The organism is Pseudomonas sp. 22515 (assembly GCF_052044625.1).
GTDB classification, from domain to species: domain Bacteria; phylum Pseudomonadota; class Gammaproteobacteria; order Pseudomonadales; family Pseudomonadaceae; genus Aquipseudomonas; species Aquipseudomonas alloputida.
On the sequence record NZ_JBQENN010000042.1, the window covers coordinates 1 to 19,233 of the forward strand.

Consider the following 19,233-nt stretch of genomic DNA (forward strand, 5'->3'; position numbering starts at 1 on the left):
ATTGAGTAGGAGGCGGGTTCACACCCGCCGTCCTCTCACACCACCGTGCGTACGGTTCCGTACACGGCGGTTCAAGCTATGCGGCTAAGCCGGTTGATCGTATCCAGTATCGAGACCAGTCCGAGTCGATCCCATAGTTTCTTCGGCAGCGCCTGATTCATATGTGGCGCCCCCGAGTTCCACCATGGGCCTCGGCCGTTATAGGCCGATTTACAGGCACGCTCCTCGCTTAAGCCCAGACGCATCAGGTTGCGCGCCCTCGTAGAGGGCTGTTTCCATTGGCGCCAAATGGCACAGCGGAGTTTGTGCCTGATCCAGCCATCCAGCTCCTCAAGTGGCCGCTTGCTCTGGCTGAGCTTGAAGTAACCCGCCCAACCTCGTAGTACGGGGTTTATCCGCTCGATGGTGTTTGCCATCTTGCGGCCCCGCGCGCCGCATAGCAGCTCTGCGAGCCGGTCGCGCAGGCGACTCAGGCTCACCGTTGCCACCCGCAACCTTGGCTGCTGATGCCAGCTCATCCCATAACCCAAGTAATCACACTTCCAGGCTCTCGCGACTCGACTCTTCTTCTGATTCACCGTCAGTTTCAAACGTTGACTCAGGAAGCGCTCGACACTAGCCAGTACCCGTTCGCCAGCCCGAGGACTGCGCACATAAATGTTCGCGTCATCGGCATAGCGCACGAAGCGATGGCCCCGCCGCTCCAGTTCGCGGTCAAATTCATCGAGCAGGATATTCGACAGCAGCGGCGAGAGCGGGCCGCCTTGCGGCGTCCCTTCCTGCCGTGGACTGACGACACCGCCTGACATGACTCCCGCTTCAAGGTAGCGACGGATAAGCCTAAGTACGCACTTATCTTTGACCCGGCGCTCGATACAGGCCATGAGGATGTCGTGGTTGACCCGATCAAAAAACTTCTCCAGATCGACTTCCACGCACCACCGGTGCCCCGATGCCACATGGGCACGGGCCATCTCGACAGCTTGATGCGCGCTCCTGCCCGGACGGAAGCCGTAGCTAAAATCCGAGAACAAAGGATCGAAGAATGGCGTGAGTTGTTGCAGCAATGCCTGCTGGATCAGGCGATCCACGACGCTGGGAATTCCCAGTTGCCGCGTGCCGCCCTGCGGCTTGAGAATTTCAACCGCACGTACGGCTTGGGGATGGTATTCACCGGCCAGCAATCTGCCTTTGAGGATTGGCCAATACTGATTCACATAGCCTGCAAGGTCGGCGACCGTCATGCCATCGGCACCCGGCGCTCCCTTATTGCTGACTACGCGCTTATACGCACGTCTGAGGTTGGCCGGTGCGAGCACCCGCTCCATCAGCGTGTCCGGCTCTGCGTTCGTCCACGCCGATGACGCCGTCGATACCTTTGCGCTGTCAGGCATCATCCTCGGCTTCTGGCCGGGATTCGGAGTGACAGATTCCGTTTTAGGAAATTTCTGCATTGCGGCTACCAACGAGACAGTGACGCCTACTGGCGGCATAACCTGTTCGGCCCTTGGTGACGCGGTTAACCGCCACTTACTACGGCCTCGGCTGACTTCTGCACGCTCATCCCGTCGCCTCTCGACGCTCGGTAGCACCAAGGCAAGCGTACAGATCTCCCAGGGTAATTCGCGTGACCTTCCTGCTTATGCCTGTCGGATTTACGTCGCAGCGTTCCGTGCAAGTATTGGGCTTTGACGATTATGGCCGTCTTGCCCCGCTGCGCCGCCTGATCCGCTTCCTGTTCGTCAGGCCAGCATTTTGCCTCGGGCTTCCTTCAGATTCGTAGTCGCCCACGACACCCTTGCCTCTGGCTAACACTTCCCCTTGCCGGGTGTGTAGAGGACTTTCACCCCCAAGTCACCAGCGAGGCCACCACAGCCAAGCTGGTTGCGCTATCGCGCAACGCGCCATGCCTGGCGCACCACGAAAAAGGCGACCTTGGGTCGCCTTTCTCATTTCAACCCGCTATCAACGAGCCGGGCCTTCAGCCACGCCCAGGTCGTCCGTCGGGCGGGTATCGACCAGCGGCGCACCACCGGAGGCCAGTTCCGAAGCCAGCTTGTCGTTGTCCATTTCCTTGACCCACTTGGCCACTACCACGGTGGCAACGGCGTTGCCCACCAGGTTGGTCAGGGCGCGGGCTTCGGACATGAAGCGGTCGATGCCAAGGATCAGCGCCAGGCCGGCAACCGGCAGGTGACCAACAGCCGACAGGGTCGCGGCCAGCACGATGAAGCCCGAACCGGTAACGCCGGCAGCACCCTTGGAAGCCACCAGCAGCACCAGCAGCAGGGTGATCTGGTGAGTGATGTCCATGGTGGTGTCAGTGGCCTGAGCGATGAACACCGCAGCCATGGTCAGGTAGATCGAGGTGCCGTCCAGGTTGAACGAGTAGCCAGTCGGGATAACCAGGCCCACTACCGACTTCTTGGCACCCAGGCGCTCCATCTTGGCCAGCATGCGTGGCAGGGCCGACTCCGAGGACGAAGTACCCAGCACGATTAGCAGTTCTTCACGGATGTAGCGGATCAGCTTGATCACGCTGAAGCCGTGGGCACGGCAGATACCGCCCAGCACCACCAGCACGAACAGCAGGCAGGTGATGTAGAAGCAGGCCATCAGGTAGCCCAGCTGCACCAGCGAGCCAACACCGTACTGGCCAATGGTGAAGGCCATGGCGCCGAAAGCGCCGATCGGGGCCAGCTTCATGATCATGTTGATGATGTTGAACATGACGTGGGCGAAGCGGTCGATCATGTCCAGTACCGGCTTGCCGTAGCTGCCCAGGCGGTGCAGGGCAAAGCCGAACAGCACCGAGAACATCAGCACTTGCAGGATGTCGCCGTTGGCGAAGGCGCCGACGACCGTATTGGGGATGACGTTAAGCAGGAAGCCGACGGTAGTCTGCTGCGCGCCGGCGGCGGCGTAGGCAGCCACGCTGCTGGCGTTCAGGGTGCTGACGTCGATGTGCATGCCAGCGCCTGGCTTGACCACGTTGACGACGACGAGGCCGATGATCAGGGCGATGGTGGAGACGATTTCGAAGTACAGCAACGCGTAGCCGCCGGTTTTGCCGACCGACTTCATGCTCTGCATGCCGGCAATGCCGCTGACCACGGTACAGAAGATGATCGGGGCGATGACCATCTTGATCAGTTTGACGAAGCCGTCACCCAGGGGTTTGAGGGCAACGCCCGTTTCCGGATAGTAGTGGCCGAGCAGGATGCCGATGGTGATGGCGACCAACACCTGGACATACAGGGATTTGTACAGCGGCTGACGTGTCGTCATGGCTAATTTTCCTCAAGTGTGCCGGTTCACCCTTCCCAGGGTGATGGGGGCACCTGAATCGCTAACCCTCCTGCACTTGGAGGGATTTGTCGTTGTGTTCGAGCTGCCTGGGCAGGCCTCTGCGAGGATCAGTAGCAAGGGTGGTGCCAAAATGCCCATGAAGGGTGCAAAGCCCGTATTTGCTAGGAATAAATGCCCAACGACAGGGCGATATTCCCGGGACGGATTGGCGGATTTCCGCCCGATGGCGGAATTTGTACAAGGAGGAATGGCGGAAAACCGCCCTTTGTGGATTGCCTGTGCCCCCATTCGCAGATTGACCTGCGAATGGGCCGGAACAGGCTAGGGATCAATCCAGGTTGAAGGTGATCCTGAACGCAGCGCCCCCCAGCGGCGAATCGCCAAGGCTCAGCTCGGCGTCATAGCTGTCGACGATATCCTTGACCACGGCCAAGCCTATGCCCTGCCCCGGGTGCTGGCTGTCCAGCCGCTCCCCACGCTCCAGAATGCGTTCACGCTGGTCGGCGGGCACGCCCGGCCCGTCGTCCTCGATGCACAAGGTCAGATACCCCGGCGCCTTCACCAGGCTCACCCGCACTTGGCCCAGGCTCAGCCGGTAGGCGTTCTCCAGCAGGTTGCCGAGCATTTCCAGCAACGCGCCCTGCTCCATCGGCACCTGCGCCGCGTCCGGCAACTCCAGCACCACGTTCACACGTTTTTCCCGGTAAACCTTGGCCAAGGTGCTGCACAGGCTGTCGAGCAACGGCCGCAGCAATACGCTGTGGCGGACCAGGCCACTCTTGCGCAGGCTGGCGCGTTGCAGCTGGTAGTCGATCTGCTGGCTCATGCGCTCGATCTGGCTTTGCAGCACCCGCGCCTGCTCGCGCTCGCCGCTGCGCTGCTGCAAGCTTTCACCCACACCCTGCAACACCGCCAGCGGCGTCTTCAGGCTGTGCGCCAGGTCGTCCAGCGAATCACGGTAGCGCGTGCGCTGCTCACGCTCACTGCGCAACAGACGGTTGAGCGAGCGGGTCAGGCGCAGCAACTCGCGTGGGTGCTCACCGCTCAGACCGTCACGTGCACCTGATTCCACTTCATCCAGTTCGTGGCTGAGGCGTCGCAACGAGCGCAGCCCCCAGGTCAGGCCTGCCCACAACAACACCATGAGCGCCAGCAATGCAGCGCCGAACCCCAGGTAGAGCTTTTCGCGCAGGCCATTGAGGGTGGCCTTGTATTCGCTCACGGGCTGCAGAGCGACAATGCTGTAGGCGGCACTCTGCCCGCCCAGCAGCTTGATCTCGACGTCGTACACGAAGAACTCTTCGCCATCGGACTGGTGAATGCGGTCGAACTCGTTGCCGCGCCCGTCATAGCGCGGCTGGTAGTTGATGTGCCGGTCGGCGGTGGCACGCGACTGCCAGACCAGTTTGCCGTCGCGGTCAAAGATATAGCCGAGCAGGCCTGTGTAGGGCAGGTTGTAGCGCTCGTCCGGCAGCAGTGTCGGCATCTGCAGATGGCCATGCTCGATACGCGCAGCGGAAATCAGCGTGGTCACATCAGAGGCCAGACGCTGCTCGATCGATTCCTGCAGAGCCAGGCTGAAGGCCTTCTGCAAGGCCGGCAGCAACGCCAGCATGAACAGCAGCGCCAACACTGCGGCGGCCAGCATCAGGCGCACCCGCAGCGAGCGGATCATCGGCAGCGCTCGGTGAACAGGTAGCCCAGGCCGCGCACCGTGTCGATGGGTTTGAAGCCGCGCTCGCCTTCAAGCTTGCGGCGCAGGCGGCCAACCAGCACTTCGATGACATTGGGGTCGCGCTCTTCGTCACCTGGGTACAACTGTTCCATCAGGCGATCCTTGGCCACCACCTGCTGGTGATGGCGCATGAGGTATTCGAGGATGCGGTATTCGTAGGCAGTCAGGGCCAAGGCGTGTTCGTCGAGGGTGGCCTGCTTGCGGTTGAGGTCAAGTACCAAGGGGCCAGCGGTGATGGTCGACTGGATGAAACCACTGGAGCGGCGTAACAGGGCATTGAGCCGTGCTTCAAGCTCCTCGAACTGGAACGGCTTGACCAGATAGTCGTCGGCACCGGCGGCCAGGCCCTCGACCTTGTCTTGCCAGTTGCCACGGGCTGTGAGGATGAGAATGGGGAAGGTCTTGTCCTGGCTGCGCAGACGCGTGATCAGCTCCAGGCCGCTGATACCGGGCAGGCCCAGATCGATGATGGCAAGGTCGAAATGGTACTGCTCGGCCTGGTACAGCGCCTCTTCGGCATCAGCGACCGCCTCGACCACATGGCCGCTTTCGCCCAGGCGGGTGTAGAGGTGATGGCGAAGCAGGGCTTCGTCCTCGACCACCAGCAGTTTCATGTGCAGCTCCTTATGTGTATTGCCTGTACCGGCCTATTCGCGGGCATGCCTGCTCCCACAGCAATCGCACAGTCTCTGAAACGTGTGCAGCACCTGCACAAGCCAAAGGTACTGCACAGTTTCAGCGGTTTGTGCAGTACCTGTGGGAGCGGGCGTGCCCGCGAAGGCCGGTACAGGATAACGCGGCTCGTTCGTCAGAACTTGTAACTTGCTGCCAGGTAGGTCTGCGCGCTGCTGGTCAGGCGCAGGGTGCCATCCTTCGGCCCGCCATGCGCGCCCACCTCGGTCGCGGCATTGGTGCGCAGGTAACGGTAGCCCAGTTCGACCGAGGCCTTGTCGGTGATGTCCTGGATCACACCGGCCTGCAAACCGTAGGCATAACCGTAGTCAGTGTCCCGGCTGGCGCCAGGCGAGTCCTGGGTCAGCTTGGTCACACCCAGGCTGCCACCACCGAACAGCTTGGTGGTATCGCCCACCGGCAGGAACAAGTCGTAGCTGCCAAGCAGGTTTTCCTGGCGCAACTTCAGGCCACTGTGGTCGCCAGAGACATTGTCATAGGTCATGTAGTAGCGGCCCTGGTCGTTGATCTTGCCCAGACGCACACCCCAGGTATCGTCCTTGCCGATGATACCGTCGGCATTGAGCTGATCGGTGTTGCGTTGCAGCAGGCCGGACTTGCGAACTTTGTCGCTGGTCTGGCCGTAGGTGAGGCTGGCGAAGTTGTCGTCCGCGGCCTGAGCGGTGGTAATGCCAGCGGCACAGACGGCCATGGCGGCAAGCAGGGTATTGAAGGTTTTCATGGCTGGGTACTCCAGTTGGGTGCGCTGTTTCGGTCTGGAAGCTAGAGTAATCAGGGCACCCTGAACCGCGACTGAACCCTGGCTGAACCCCGGCTGAACGAATCGATAGCAAAACAAGGAGTTGTGAACATGCGAGCCCTGCTGGCCCTGACCCTGATGTGCAGCGCCGCCCTCGCCCAAGCGGCGGTAGTGACCCGTGAAATTCCTTATCAGGACGACGATGGCAACCGCCTCGTCGGCTACTACGCCTACGATGACGCGCTGGACGGCAAACGCCCAGGCATCGTTGTGGTGCATGAATGGTGGGGCCTGAACGACTATGCCAAGCGTCGTGCGAGAGATCTTGCCGCCCTGGGCTACAAGGCACTGGCCATCGACATGTACGGCGATGGCAAGCACACCGAGCATCCGCAGGATGCCCAGGCATTCATGGCCGCAGCGATGAAGGACCCGGCCGCAGCAGCAGCACGCTTCGACGCGGGCCTGGAGTTGTTGAAAAAGCAGCCGAATGTGAACAAGCATCAACTGGGCGCTGTCGGCTACTGTTTTGGCGGCAAGGTGGTGCTCGATGCCGCACGCCGGGGAGAAAAGCTCGATGGCGTGGTGAGCTTCCATGGCGCACTGGCCACCCAGACCCCGGCAAAACCTGGCGTGGTGCGGGCCGATATCCTGGTCGAGCATGGTGCAGCGGACAGCATGGTCACCCCACAGCAGGTGGAGGCGTTCAAGGCCGAGATGGATGCGGCCAAGGTCAACTACCAGTTCGTCAGTATTGAAGGGGCCAAGCACGGGTTCACCAACCCCGATGCCGATCGGCTCAGCCACGGTGAACATGGGGGGCCGGACATTGGCTATAACAAGGCCGCGGACGAGCGTTCCTGGGCGGATATGCAGGCGTTCTTCAAGAAGGTGTTCAAATAAAAGATTGTGCAATCGTTGTAGGAGCAACTGTCTTGCTCAATTTCTAAAAGCTGGCGCGATCCCTGTGGGAGCGGGCTTGCCCGCGAACACGGGCGAAGCCCGTGCCATCCACCGCGGTGTATGCTTCGCGGGTAAACCCGCTCCCACACGGATCACGCTGTGATCTGCGCCATGTTTTCATGGCTGCGGTAAGTCATCCTGCCACGCCACCTCCCTCAGCGCCTGCACAGCTGGCACAATAACCGCCATGAACACACTTCCTGCCTGTTGCGCCCCGCTCCAGCACCACTGGCCCCTGCCCCGCCCATTGCCCGGCGCGGTGCTGGTCAGTTGCGCCTTCGACCCTGCCCACTTGGCCGCCGACGACTTCCAGCGCGCTGGCGTACTGCCCAGCGCCAGCCTGCTGCGCTCGGTGGCCAAGCGCCAGGCCGAGTACCTGGCCGGCCGCGTATGTGCCCGCGCCGCGCTCCAGCACCTGGACGGCCGCGACTACGTGCCCGGCACCCACGAAGACCGCTCGCCCATCTGGCCCGCCGGTATTCATGGCTCGATCACACACGGCAAGGGCTGGGCCGCCGCGGTGGTCGCCGGCGAAAACAGCTGCCAAGGTCTGGGCCTGGATCAGGAAGCCTTGCTGGATGACGCGCGCGCCGAGCGACTGATGGGCGAAATCCTTACCCCGGCAGAGCTGGAGCGCCTGGACCGCTGCCAGCTTGGGCTTACGGTCACCCTGACGTTCTCGCTGAAGGAAAGCTTGTTCAAGACCCTGTACCCACTGACTCGCCAACGCTTCTACTTCGAACACGCAGAAGTGCTCGACTGGTCCGCAGAAGGGCTGGCGCGCTTGCGCCTGCTCACCGACCTGTCACCGCAGTGGCAGCAAGGCGCAGAGCTGCAAGGCCAGTTCTGCCTGCAGGACGGCCACCTGCTGAGCCTGGTCAGCGTCTGACCTTCACAGCGGTGCCTGCTGCCTTGGCCAGTTCAGGCTGAAGCAGGCACCGCCCAACGCCTCGCTGCGGCCCACCGTGGCCCGGCCCGCGTGCCAGTAGATGATCCGCCGTACGATCGACAGGCCCAGGCCATGCCCGCCCGAGGCACGGGTGCGGCTGTCATCGAGGCGGGTGAAGGGCGTGAAAATGCGGTCCCAGAAGCCCTCGGGGATCCCCGGGCCGTCATCCTCCACATCGATGCGGCAACGTTGCTGGCCCAGCTGATAGCTCAGGCGCACTTCGCTCTCGGCATGGCGCATGGCATTGCCGACAAGGTTCTGCAGGGCCCGGTGCAAGTAGCGCGGCTCGGCCTCGACCCAGGCGCCTTCGGCATCCGCGCCCTGACAGTCGCCGCGCACCACGCGCACCTCGGCACGCAAAGGTGCCAGCTCTTCGATCACCCGATCGAGCAAGGCATCCAGATCGACCCGCTGGAACTTCAAGGCCGGTGCGCCCTGCTCCAGGCGGGCGTAGGTCAGCATCTCGTCGACCAGCTTGTCGAGGTCCTGGATATCCCCGTCCATGCCCGCCAGGTGCTTTGCCCGCACCTGTTCAGTCGTGGCGCTTTCGATCATCTCCAGGCCAAAGCGCAGGCGCGCCACCGGCGTGCGAAGCTCGTGGGACACCGCTCGCACCAGCTCACGCTGCATGGTCAGCGAGCGCTGCAGGTGCTCGGCCATGCCATTGAAGGCAGCCGCCAGGCGCCCTACCGAGTCGGCGTCGCCGGCCGGCACGCGGGTATCCAGGCTGCCCTGGGCGATGCGCGTGGCAGCAATCTCCAGGCCGGACACACGACGTTCCAGCTGACGCACCAGCAGGTAGACCACCAGGCCAATCAGGCACAGACCCAGGAAGGCAATCAGGATCAGCAACTGCGGCGGGTAAGGGTTGAGCTGGTACAGCGGGCCAATTTCCAGTACCCATGGCGAGCCCGTCAGCCCGGCGAACACCCGGATCGAGTCACCATCCTTGCCCAGCGCCATCACCGTGTCGCCCTCCTCCACGCGGCGCCGCTGGTCATCGTCCAGGCTGACCCGCTCGATACGTTGCAAAGCAACGCCAAAGCCGAAGCCCTTTTCGTGCTTGATCTGTGCCAGGCGCTGCTGCTGTTCGGTTACCGGGTAGCGCACCAGTTCGTCGGCCAATAGATAGAGGGTGGCCCGCGCCAACTGCTCGCTGATCTGTTTGATCTGCGCGACCAGCATCAGGTCTTCCTGGCCCACCTTGCGTAGCACTTGCGCCGTATGCGGGCCAATTTTCTCGACCACCACCAGGCCACGGTACAGGCGCGCCCGCTGGCCACCGTCAAGGCTGCGTGCGCTCATCGGTTGCAGCGCCAACGGCACGCCAAGCAGGCGTTCCCAGATCAGCAGCGAACGCTTGCGTTGGGTTTCATTCTGCATTGCCAGGTTGTCGGCCATCAGGCTGAAGGTGCCCTGGGCCAGGCCCTCGCGATGCTGGGCAGCGCGCACTTCGTTGACCAGGTGCAGGCTGAGCACGCCAAGCAGGGCCACCAGCACCAGCACGGCCAGCATGCCGCCGTAGATGCGCAGGAAGATCGAATTGTTCATGGTGCCTCGCCCACGAACAGGTAGCCTTTGCTGCGCAGGGTCTTGATCAACCGCGGCTGAAGCGGGTCGTCGCCGATCTTGGGGCGGATTTTCGAGATGCGGATATCGATGGAGCGGTCCTGGCCGTCGTAGCCCACGCCACGCAGTGCAGTGAAGATCTGTTCACGGGTCAGCACCCGGCCAGCGTTGCTGGCCAACAGCCAGAGCAGATCGAATTCGGCGCCGGTCAGCTCGATCAACTGCTCGCCCAGGTGCGCCTCACGCAGGCGGTTGTCGATACGCAGCGCACCGAAGACCAGGTCCTGGCGCTTGCTGTCCACGGTTTCGCTGCGGCGCAGCAGGGCCTGGATACGCGCCAGCAGCAAGCGTGGGCGCACGGGTTTGCAGACGTAGTCGTCGGCGCCCAGGTCCAGGCCCTGAACCTGGTCGAGTTCATCGCTGCGCGCGGTGAGCATGAGGATCGGCCCCTGGTACTGGCTGCGCACCCGGCGGCAGATGCTCAGGCCGTCCTCGCCGGGGAGCATCAGGTCGAGGATCACCAGGTCGGGCTGGCTGTCGATGATGCGCCTCGCGGCACGGGCGCCATCGGCCTCCACCGCGACCTCGAAACCATTGGCCTGCAGGTATTCGGCGGTGAGTTCGGCGAGGCGCTGATCGTCTTCGACGATGAGGATGCGGGGTATGGGGTGGTCCATGGCTTTGGCCTTGTTGTTCTTGGGATCGTGTCAGGGCAGCTGAGAGTATGAATGTAGATGGGGGGCCCTGCGAGACCGAGCGCCCCGCGGGCGGTGCTCGATCTCCCAGGCACCCCAGATCTTCAGACACGCCCTACCGCCCCCTCGACTGAACCGTTTTTTGTGACAGGCTTCGCGCCCAAAAAAACTGCCCAAGGGCGTCAAGGTGCAGAAAAATACTGCAAACCACTTGGCACAAGGCCTACAGCGAATACCCACCATTCACTCACAAAGTACACACAACTTATCCACAGGCGCTCGCCTTGCAAAGCCCCCAATACCGCATTATCTTGTATCCCGATCGCAGCGAACCACTAGATATAGGGGTTCGTGCAAAATCACACACAAAAGTCAACCCGCAAGATCAAGCGATTTTTCGGGTGGAACTTCAGGTGATTTCAGCAGCCAAACCGCTCCTGCGGAGGCGACCGAGGCAAGCTCTTTCAGGGCGTTGTTCGGGCATGGGTGTTGCAGGCCAGGCCTGGCACCCATCAGCAACAGTTTTTGGGCTCGGCCCAGAACCTTTGACTTCGGCCAGGGAGCGGCAAGCCATTGCCCCTTATTCCTGAGTCTGTCCCGAAGTCGGTACGCCCGCGCGGGCGGATGCGCATGCATTGCGCATCCCCGCGAGGTTATCGAGCAAGTGGACGGAACGGTGGGCGCCCATAAGGCGCCTGAACAATATAGAAACTGTGGAGACACCCACCCATGCAAACCGACACAACTCGCGAGAACCCGCAGGCCCAGGTGCCGCAGGCCGCCGATTCCAACCAGGATCTGGCTGCCACCGCCCCCGGCCAACTGCGCGTGATCAAGCGTAACGGCACTGTCGTCCCTTACACCGACGACAAGATCACCGTTGCCATCACCAAGGCGTTCCTCGCAGTTGAAGGCGGCACCGCCGCCGCTTCGTCGCGCATCCACGACACCGTCGCGCGCCTGACCGAGCAGGTTACCGCCACGTTCAAGCGTCGCATGCCATCGGGTGGCACCATCCACATCGAAGAAATCCAGGACCAGGTCGAACTGGCCCTGATGCGTGCCGGCGAGCAGAAAGTTGCCCGTGACTACGTGATCTACCGCGACCAGCGCGCCAAGGAACGCGCCACCCGCGCCAACACCGACGCCGTGGTCGAGCCGCACCCAAGCATCCGCATCACCCTGGCCGACGGCAGCCTGGCGCCGCTCGACATGGCCCGCCTGAACACCATCATCAGCGAAGCCTGCGAAGGCCTGGCCGAAGTCGATGGCGACCTGATCCAGCGCGAAACCCTGAAAAACCTGTACGACGGCGTTGCCATCAAGGACGTCAACACCGCCCTGGTGATGACCGCCCGTACCCTGGTAGAGCGCGAGCCGAACTACTCGTTCGTTACCGCCCGCCTGCTCATGGACACCCTGCGCGCCGAAGGCCTGGGCTTCCTGAACGTCGCCGACAGCGCCACCCACCACGAGATGGCCGACCTGTATGCCAAGGCCCTGCCGGCCTACGTCGCCAAAGGTATCGAGTTCGAGCTGCTGAACCCGGCCCTGGCCGACTTCGACCTGGAAAAACTGGGCAAGGCAATCAACCACGAGCGTGACCAGCAGTTCACCTACCTGGGCCTGCAGACCCTTTACGACCGCTACTTCATCCACAAGGATGGCGTGCGCTTCGAGCTGCCGCAGGTGTTCTTCATGCGTGTGGCCATGGGCCTGGCGCTGGAAGAGAAAGACAAGGAAGCCCGTGCGATCGAGTTCTACAACCTGTTGTCGTCGTTCGACTACATGGCCTCGACCCCGACCCTGTTCAACGCCGGTACCCTGCGCCCGCAGCTGTCCAGCTGCTACCTGACCACCGTGCCAGACGACCTGTCGGGCATCTACCACGCGATCCACGACAACGCCATGCTGTCGAAATTCGCTGGCGGCCTGGGCAACGACTGGACCCCGGTCCGTGCACTGGGCTCGTACATCAAGGGCACCAACGGTAAATCCCAGGGCGTCGTCCCGTTCCTGAAAGTGGTCAACGACACCGCCGTTGCCGTGAACCAGGGTGGCAAGCGCAAAGGCGCTGTATGTGCTTACCTGGAAACCTGGCACCTGGACATCGAAGAATTCATCGAGCTGCGCAAGAACACCGGTGATGACCGCCGTCGTACCCACGACATGAACACCGCCAACTGGATCCCTGACCTGTTCATGAAGCGTGTCTTCGATGACGGCAAGTGGACCCTGTTCTCGCCTTCGGAAGTGCCAGACCTGCACGACCTGACCGGCAAGGCCTTCGAAGAGCGCTACGAGTACTACGAAGCCCTGACCGAGTACAACAAGATCAAGGTGTTCAAGACCATCCAGGCCAAAGACCTGTGGCGCAAGATGCTGTCGATGCTGTTCGAGACCGGCCACCCATGGCTGACCTTCAAGGACCCGTGCAACCTGCGTTCGCCGCAGCAGCACGTGGGCGTGGTCCACAGCTCGAACCTGTGCACCGAAATCACCCTGAACACCAACAAGGACGAGATCGCAGTCTGCAACCTGGGCTCGATCAACCTGCCGAACCACATCGTCGACGGCAAGCTGGACACTGCCAAGCTGCAGCGTACCGTGAACACCGCCGTGCGCATGCTCGACAACGTGATCGACATCAACTACTACTCGGTGCCGCAAGCGCGTAACTCGAACTTCAAGCACCGCCCGGTCGGCCTGGGCATCATGGGCTTCCAGGACGCGCTGTACCTGCAGCACATTCCTTACGGTTCCGATGCAGCCGTCGAGTTCGCCGACAAGTCGATGGAAGCGGTCAGCTACTACGCCATCCAGGCTTCTTGCGACCTGGCCGATGAACGCGGCGCCTACGAGACCTTCCAGGGTTCGCTGTGGTCCAAGGGCATCCTGCCGCTGGATTCGCAACAGATCCTGATCGAGGCCCGTGGCCAGAAGTACATCGACGTCAACCTGGAAGAAACCCTGGACTGGGCGCCGGTACGTGCCCGCGTACAGAAAGGTATTCGTAACTCGAACATCATGGCCATCGCGCCAACCGCGACCATCGCCAACATCACTGGCGTGTCGCAGTCGATCGAGCCTACCTACCAGAACCTGTACGTGAAATCGAACCTGTCGGGCGAATTCACCGTGATCAACCCGTACCTGGTTCGCGACCTCAAGGCCCGCGACCTGTGGGACTCGGTCATGATCAACGACCTGAAGTACTACGACGGTTCGGTACAGCAGATCGAGCGTATCCCGCAAGAGCTGAAAGACCTGTACGCCACTGCGTTCGAAGTCGAGACCAAGTGGATTGTCGACGCGGCTTCCCGTCGCCAGAAGTGGATCGACCAGGCGCAGTCGCTGAACCTGTACATTGCCGGCGCCTCGGGCAAGAAGCTGGACGTGACCTACCGCATGGCTTGGTACCGTGGCTTGAAAACCACCTACTACCTCCGTGCCCTGGCCGCAACCAGCACCGAGAAGTCGACCATCAACACCGGCAAGCTCAACGCCGTTTCCAGCGGTGGCGACAGCGCCCCGGTCCAGGCAGCCGGCCCAGCGCCAGTGCCGAAGGCCTGCGCGATCGACGAGCCTGACTGCGAAGCCTGCCAGTAAGGCCTGAATGCCGTGCGGGGTGCCTACGGGTGCCCCGCGCGGCATTTTTGTATCCGCGCCTCAGGGAAACCTTGCCCTTTGCCCACTGTTCACGCAGCTCGGTAAAAGAACAGGACCTCTCAAAAAGGATGTAAGCCCATGGCGCGGAAAAAACTGGCATCTCGCAAGATTGGCCGCAACGCAGAAACCGGCCGTTTCACCTCGGTGGAACAGGCACGCAAGCACCCCAAGACACACATCGTCGAAACGCTGTATACCCACCGTAGCTAGTGGTGGCTGGCCTCACCGCCGGCTAGCCCGCGGTGAGGCCGGCTTCGCCAACAAAGCCCTCAATAAACACCATATGATGTGCCTTTAAATTTAAACTGGCACAACATATAGGTTGGCGCTACACTCTCCCCCCGTAGAAGAAGCCACCTGTTTCGTGAACGGACGCACGCCAAACCGGTCGAAAAAGTTACCCTCGCCGGCAACACATGCGCCCCGATCGAAGGTGAATTCCGGTATACTTTGCGCCCTCTGAAAAGAGCACCTATTCAATTGTCCTGGCCCCTCCCAGAGGCCTGGCCAGGTACAAGCCAGAACACATTCAGATGTAAACGAGAGTCAGCCTCTCGAGCTGTCCATTCGCCGTTACGGCCTTGCGTCAGGCATCACATTCTTTAAATCCAACCGGTTGCCCCAGGGCGACCCTCAAGCAGGAGCCAAACCATGCTGAGCTGGGACGAATTCGACAAAGAAGACGGCGAAGTAGCCGCCAAAGGCAACACCCCTGCGCAGGCCGCTGCCGCCGCCACCCTCGACAAGCTCGACAGCGCCGGTGGTGCCGCCGCCCTGGAGGCCCGTGCGGCCACCGCTTCTGACTCCGAAGCCGTCAAACGTGCCAAGGCTGCCCTCGACGCCCTCGACGTTGCCGAAGGCCTGGCCGAGCTGGAAGGCTCCTCGGCCCGCGTGGCAGTCGATGAAAAGCGCATGATCAACTGCCGCGCCGACCTCAACCAGCTGGTACCGTTCAAGTACGACTGGGCCTGGCAGAAGTACCTGGACGGCTGCGCCAACCACTGGATGCCGCAAGAGGTCAACATGACCGCCGACATCGCCCTGTGGAAGAGCCAAGACGGCCTGACCGAAGACGAGCGCCGCATCGTCATGCGCAACCTCGGTTTCTTCTCCACTGCCGACTCGCTGGTTGCCAACAACCTGGCCCTGGCCGTGTACCGCCTGATCACCAACCCGGAGTGCCGCCAGTACATCCTGCGCCAGGCCTTCGAAGAGGCGATCCACACCCACGCCTACCAGTACTGCATCGAGTCGCTGGGCATGGATGAAGGCGAGATCTTCAACATGTACCACGAGATCCCGTCGGTCGCTAAAAAAGCCGCCTGGGGCCTGAAGTACACCCGCGCCATCTCCGACCCGGAATTCAACACCGGCACCGTCGAAACCGACAAAGAGCTGCTGCGCAACCTGATCGCCTACTACTGCGTTCTGGAAGGCATCTTCTTCTACTGCGGCTTCACCCAGATCCTGTCCATGGGCCGCCGCAACAAGATGACCGGCGTTGCCGAGCAGTTCCAGTACATCCTGCGTGACGAGTCGATGCACCTGAACTTCGGTATCGACGTGATCAACCAGATCAAGATCGAAAACCCGCACCTGTGGGATGCGGCGATGAAGGAAGAAGCGACCCAGATGATCCTGCAAGGGACCCAGCTGGAGATCGAATACGCCCGAGACACCATGCCACGCGGCGTACTGGGGATGAACGCAGCGATGATGGAGGACTACCTCAAGTTCATCGCCAACCGTCGTCTGACCCAGATTGGCTTGAAAGAAGAATATCCAGGGACTACCAACCCGTTCCCTTGGATGAGCGAGATCATGGACTTGAAGAAAGAGAAGAACTTCTTTGAGACGCGGGTGATTGAGTATCAGACGGGTGGGGCGTTGAGCTGGGACTGATCGTCCGGGCTGAGCATCGAGAAGGCTGCCGATTGGCAGCCTTTTTTATGATTTTCCCCGAGAGTCCTGACGTCAGTTACGAAGATTGATTTCTTAATCCTATAAAAGACCGCCCCTGCGAAGGCCCATGTGAACAGGGGCCATTTATTGCCTGTGCTGGCCTCTTCGCGGGCAAGCCCGCTCCCACCAAAGCACAGCTCTAGCTTTGAGGCGGTGTTTTACCTTGAGATTTCGGCCTGGGGCTGCCAAACCCTATAGGCCTACTAAAGTCGCTCAGCAGCCTTTTTGTAAGCTTGATCCCGCTCACGGCGATCGACAGCGACGACAAAAACCACGATCTCTTGATCAATGACCTGATAGACCAGCCTGTACCCACTGCTGCGAAGCTTTATTTTGTAGCAATCTGGCAGCGAGTGAAGGCGGCTTGCCTCGATTCGAGGTTTCAGCAGGACCTCTGCCAGTTTCTTCTTAACTGCTGACGCACGGTATCGCCCAGCTTCTTCCACTCTTTCAATGCGCGGGAATCAAAGTCGAGGCTATAGGTCATCCAGCTGTACCCTCACGCGCTGCGGAGAAGCAAGCCGCTCTTGTACAGTGGCAATGAGGTCTTCATCTTCCTCGGTCATCAGGACCGGCCGGAAGGGTAGCTTGCCCCGCTCAGTTACATATTGCAGGGCCTGGCGCATGAGTTCGGAGGGGGTGACACCGAGGCGATCGAGCTCTTTGTAGGCGCGGGCTTTGAGATCGTCGTCGACGCGGATATTGATAGAAGCCATGACATAGCCCTCATGTAAAGACGATTGTCATTACAAAGCACTGATCTTGGCTATTCTGCAATGGCAGTTTGTCTGCCGGAAGTGACCACAGCGCCATTCCCTTCAAATGAAGAGGCCTCGCCCTTGCCGACAGGAGGGGTACGGCACCAGCAAGGATGCCGGGACTGGACATGCCAGTCTACGTGGTCAAGGGCGAGGCCAGATCTGAAGATAGCGCAGGCTCGGGGATGGGGCCACCGCAGTTACGATTTGATTTTTAACCCTGCCCCCGGTTTGCGGTGCGAGGCGGCCAATGGGGTGGATGGCACGGGCTTTACCCGTGTTCGCGGGCAAGCCCGCTCCTACCAGTAGATCGTGTACGTGCGTGGCATGGTGCATGGCAGTTGTAGTATGTCTGCAGCGCGTTCAGGGTAGAGCCTCTGCCGCTCAGTTTTTGGCGTCTAGTACCCTATTTGCTCTGCGATCAGCCGTTGACAGCCCTCCTCCCCCTTGCTAATAATCGCCCACAGTTGTACGACAACGCATAACAAAAACAACAATCAGTGGACGAACTCATGTCGACATCCATCCCGCTACACCTACGTCTGTTGCATACCCCTCTTCCCCCGGCCAGCTCGCGTAAACCTGCCAGTACGTAGCGCCCGGTTGCCGCGCATTCACCCCTGGCCCTGACCGGCCCGTTATCTACCCGCCCCTGCCGCAGGCCGCTTGCGCGTGCCCGGTGGACGGGCTGCCACACCCTTAGGGAGCACAACAATAATGAAAATCTGCCACACCCTGCCCTTCGCCCTGCTTGGCGCCGGGGTTATCGCCGGCCTGCCGGGCACCAGCCTGGCTGCGGGATTTGTCGAGGACAGCAAGGCCACGCTCGGGCTGCGCAACTTCTACATCAACCGCAACTTCACCAACCCCAGCAACCCACAGAGCAAGGCCGAGGAGTGGACGCAAAGCTTCATTCTCGATGCCCGCTCGGGGTTCACAGAAGGGCCAATCGGCTTCGGCGTGGATGTGCTGGGGCTGTGGTCGGTCAAACTCGACGGCGGTGGCGGTACCTATGGCACGGCGTTGCTGCCACGCCATGACGATGGCAAGCCGGCAGACGACTACGGGCGCCTGGCAGTGGCGGGCAAGGCGCGTATTTCCAAGACCGAACTGAAGATCGGTGAATGGATGCCGGTACTGCCGATTCTGCGTTCGGACGACGGGCGTTCGTTGCCACAGACGTTCCGTGGCGGGCAGGTTACCTCCAACGAAATCGCAGGGCTGACCCTGTACGGCGGCCAGTTCCGCGGCAACAGCCCGCGCAACGACGCGAGCATGGAAGACATGAGCTACGGCGGCGGCGTGTCGGACCGTTTCAACTTCGTCGGCGGCGAGTACAAGTTCAACCAGGACCGCACGCTGGTGGGACTTTGGAATGCGGTGCTGAAGGACGTGTACCAGCAGCAATACCTGCAACTGAGCCACAGCCAGCCGGTGGGTGACTGGACCCTGGGTGCGAACCTGGGCTACTTCCATGGCGACGAGGACGGCTCCGAACGCGCCGGGCAGCTGGACAACAAGACCTACTCGGGGATGTTCTCGGCCAAGTACGGTGGCAGCACCTTCTGGGTGGGGCTGCAGAAAGTCGATGGTGATACCTGGATGCGGGTGAACGGCACCAGTGGCGGGACCTTGGCCAACGACAGTTACAACTCCAGCTTCGACAATGCCAACGAGCGTTCGTGGCAGGTGCGCCATGACTTCAACTTCGTCACCGTCGGGGTGCCAGGGCTGACCTTGATGAACCGCTACATCAGCGGGCGCGATGTGCACAGCGGGGGGGTGACCGATGGCAAGGAGTGGGTGCGTGAAACGGAGCTTGCGTATGTGATCCAGAGCGGGGCATTCAAGGATTTGAGTGTGAAATGGCGTAACTCGTCGATTCGCCGGGATTACAGCAATAACGAGTTTGATGAGAACCGGTTGATCTTCAACTACCCATTGTCGTTGCTCTGATCAAGACCTGCGGGTTTACCCGCGAATACGGTGGTGGCGGCAACGGTGAGCGGCGGGTGGAGATTGGCCAGCAGGGCCGGCCCTTTCGCGGGTGAACCCGCTCCTACGACGACCTGTGTCCAACCACCGACCTGTGTCCACCCTCGATCAGGTGTAGGAGCGGGTTTACCCGCGAATACGGTAGCGGCGGCAACGGCGAACGGCGGGTGGAGATTGGCCAGCAGGGCCGGCCTCTT

14 protein-coding genes and 1 pseudogene are annotated in these 19,233 nt (G+C 61.4%); 6 read left to right on the plus strand and 9 right to left on the minus strand.

Going from position 1 to position 19,233, the window contains the following annotated elements; genetic code table 11:
- Positions 1–71 precede the first annotated feature (71 nt).
- The 5 genes from ltrA to ACTJJN_RS25635 form a co-directional block, all read right to left on the minus strand.
- Complete coding sequence (gene ltrA, locus ACTJJN_RS25615) at positions 72–1,493, minus strand: group II intron reverse transcriptase/maturase (protein WP_221101214.1); 1,422 nt, start codon at positions 1,491–1,493, stop codon at positions 72–74.
- A 472-nt stretch (positions 1,494–1,965) separates the two neighbouring features.
- Entirely contained in the window at positions 1,966–3,288 is a 1,323-nt protein-coding gene (locus tag ACTJJN_RS25620; protein ID WP_003254811.1) for a dicarboxylate/amino acid:cation symporter, read from the minus strand.
- Between the two features lie 349 nt (positions 3,289–3,637).
- Positions 3,638–4,984, minus strand: coding sequence for an ATP-binding protein (locus ACTJJN_RS25625; protein ID WP_012051459.1), 1,347 nt, complete (start codon positions 4,982–4,984; stop codon positions 3,638–3,640).
- Positions 4,981–5,658, minus strand: a complete 678-nt coding sequence (locus tag ACTJJN_RS25630; RefSeq protein WP_004576835.1) for a response regulator — start codon at positions 5,656–5,658, stop codon at positions 4,981–4,983. The genes ACTJJN_RS25625 and ACTJJN_RS25630 overlap by 4 nt, the downstream gene beginning before the upstream one ends.
- 194 nt (positions 5,659–5,852) lie before the next feature.
- A complete protein-coding gene (locus tag ACTJJN_RS25635) occupies positions 5,853–6,458 on the minus strand; it encodes an outer membrane beta-barrel protein (RefSeq protein WP_003254814.1) in 606 nt (201 codons plus the stop codon).
- A gap of 129 nt (positions 6,459–6,587) precedes the next feature.
- On the opposite strand from ACTJJN_RS25635, the gene ACTJJN_RS25640 reads away from it, so the two are divergent.
- Both ACTJJN_RS25640 and ACTJJN_RS25645 read left to right on the plus strand, forming a co-directional pair.
- The gene (locus ACTJJN_RS25640) at positions 6,588–7,379 is read left to right on the plus strand and encodes a dienelactone hydrolase family protein (RefSeq protein WP_004576834.1); all 792 of its coding nucleotides are present in this window, start codon (positions 6,588–6,590) and stop codon (positions 7,377–7,379) included.
- 247 nt (positions 7,380–7,626) lie between these two features.
- A complete protein-coding gene (locus ACTJJN_RS25645) occupies positions 7,627–8,328 on the plus strand; it encodes a 4'-phosphopantetheinyl transferase family protein (RefSeq protein ID WP_440781730.1) in 702 nt (233 codons plus the stop codon).
- Between the two features lie 3 nt (positions 8,329–8,331).
- Here the strand turns inward: ACTJJN_RS25645 and ACTJJN_RS25650 are convergent, their stop codons facing one another.
- Together ACTJJN_RS25650 and ACTJJN_RS25655 are read right to left on the minus strand one after the other, a co-directional pair.
- A complete protein-coding gene (locus tag ACTJJN_RS25650; protein WP_440781731.1) occupies positions 8,332–9,939 on the minus strand; it encodes an ATP-binding protein in 1,608 nt (535 codons plus the stop codon).
- Positions 9,936–10,634 (minus strand): response regulator transcription factor, encoded by a 699-nt coding sequence (locus ACTJJN_RS25655; protein ID WP_014755569.1) that lies wholly within the window; start codon positions 10,632–10,634, stop codon positions 9,936–9,938. The genes ACTJJN_RS25650 and ACTJJN_RS25655 overlap by 4 nt, the downstream gene beginning before the upstream one ends.
- Before the next feature lie 747 nt (positions 10,635–11,381).
- Between ACTJJN_RS25655 and ACTJJN_RS25660 the strand changes: the two genes are divergently transcribed.
- The 3 genes from ACTJJN_RS25660 (at position 11,382) to ACTJJN_RS25670 (ending at position 16,223) form a co-directional block, all read left to right on the plus strand.
- A complete protein-coding gene (locus tag ACTJJN_RS25660) occupies positions 11,382–14,261 on the plus strand; it encodes a ribonucleoside-diphosphate reductase subunit alpha (protein WP_012051455.1) in 2,880 nt (959 codons plus the stop codon).
- A gap of 138 nt (positions 14,262–14,399) precedes the next feature.
- On the plus strand, positions 14,400–14,531 hold the full coding sequence (locus ACTJJN_RS25665; RefSeq protein WP_003254821.1) for a hypothetical protein: 132 nt from the start codon (positions 14,400–14,402) through the stop codon (positions 14,529–14,531).
- A 441-nt stretch (positions 14,532–14,972) separates the two neighbouring features.
- The gene (locus ACTJJN_RS25670; RefSeq protein WP_003254823.1) at positions 14,973–16,223 is read left to right on the plus strand and encodes a ribonucleotide-diphosphate reductase subunit beta; all 1,251 of its coding nucleotides are present in this window, start codon (positions 14,973–14,975) and stop codon (positions 16,221–16,223) included.
- A 263-nt stretch (positions 16,224–16,486) separates the two neighbouring features.
- Here ACTJJN_RS25670 and ACTJJN_RS25675 read toward each other — a convergent pair.
- Both ACTJJN_RS25675 and ACTJJN_RS25680 read right to left on the minus strand, forming a co-directional pair.
- Positions 16,487–16,770: pseudogene (locus tag ACTJJN_RS25675) on the minus strand (type II toxin-antitoxin system RelE family toxin).
- Positions 16,760–16,999, minus strand: a complete 240-nt coding sequence (locus ACTJJN_RS25680) for a type II toxin-antitoxin system RelB/DinJ family antitoxin (RefSeq protein WP_221100983.1) — start codon at positions 16,997–16,999, stop codon at positions 16,760–16,762. Before ACTJJN_RS25680 ends, ACTJJN_RS25675 begins: the two are co-directional and overlap by 11 nt.
- 759 nt (positions 17,000–17,758) lie before the next feature.
- Between ACTJJN_RS25680 and ACTJJN_RS25685 the strand changes: the two genes are divergently transcribed.
- Entirely contained in the window at positions 17,759–18,997 is a 1,239-nt protein-coding gene (locus tag ACTJJN_RS25685; RefSeq protein WP_004577198.1) for an OprD family porin, read from the plus strand.
- Positions 18,998–19,233: the final 236 nt, after the last annotated feature.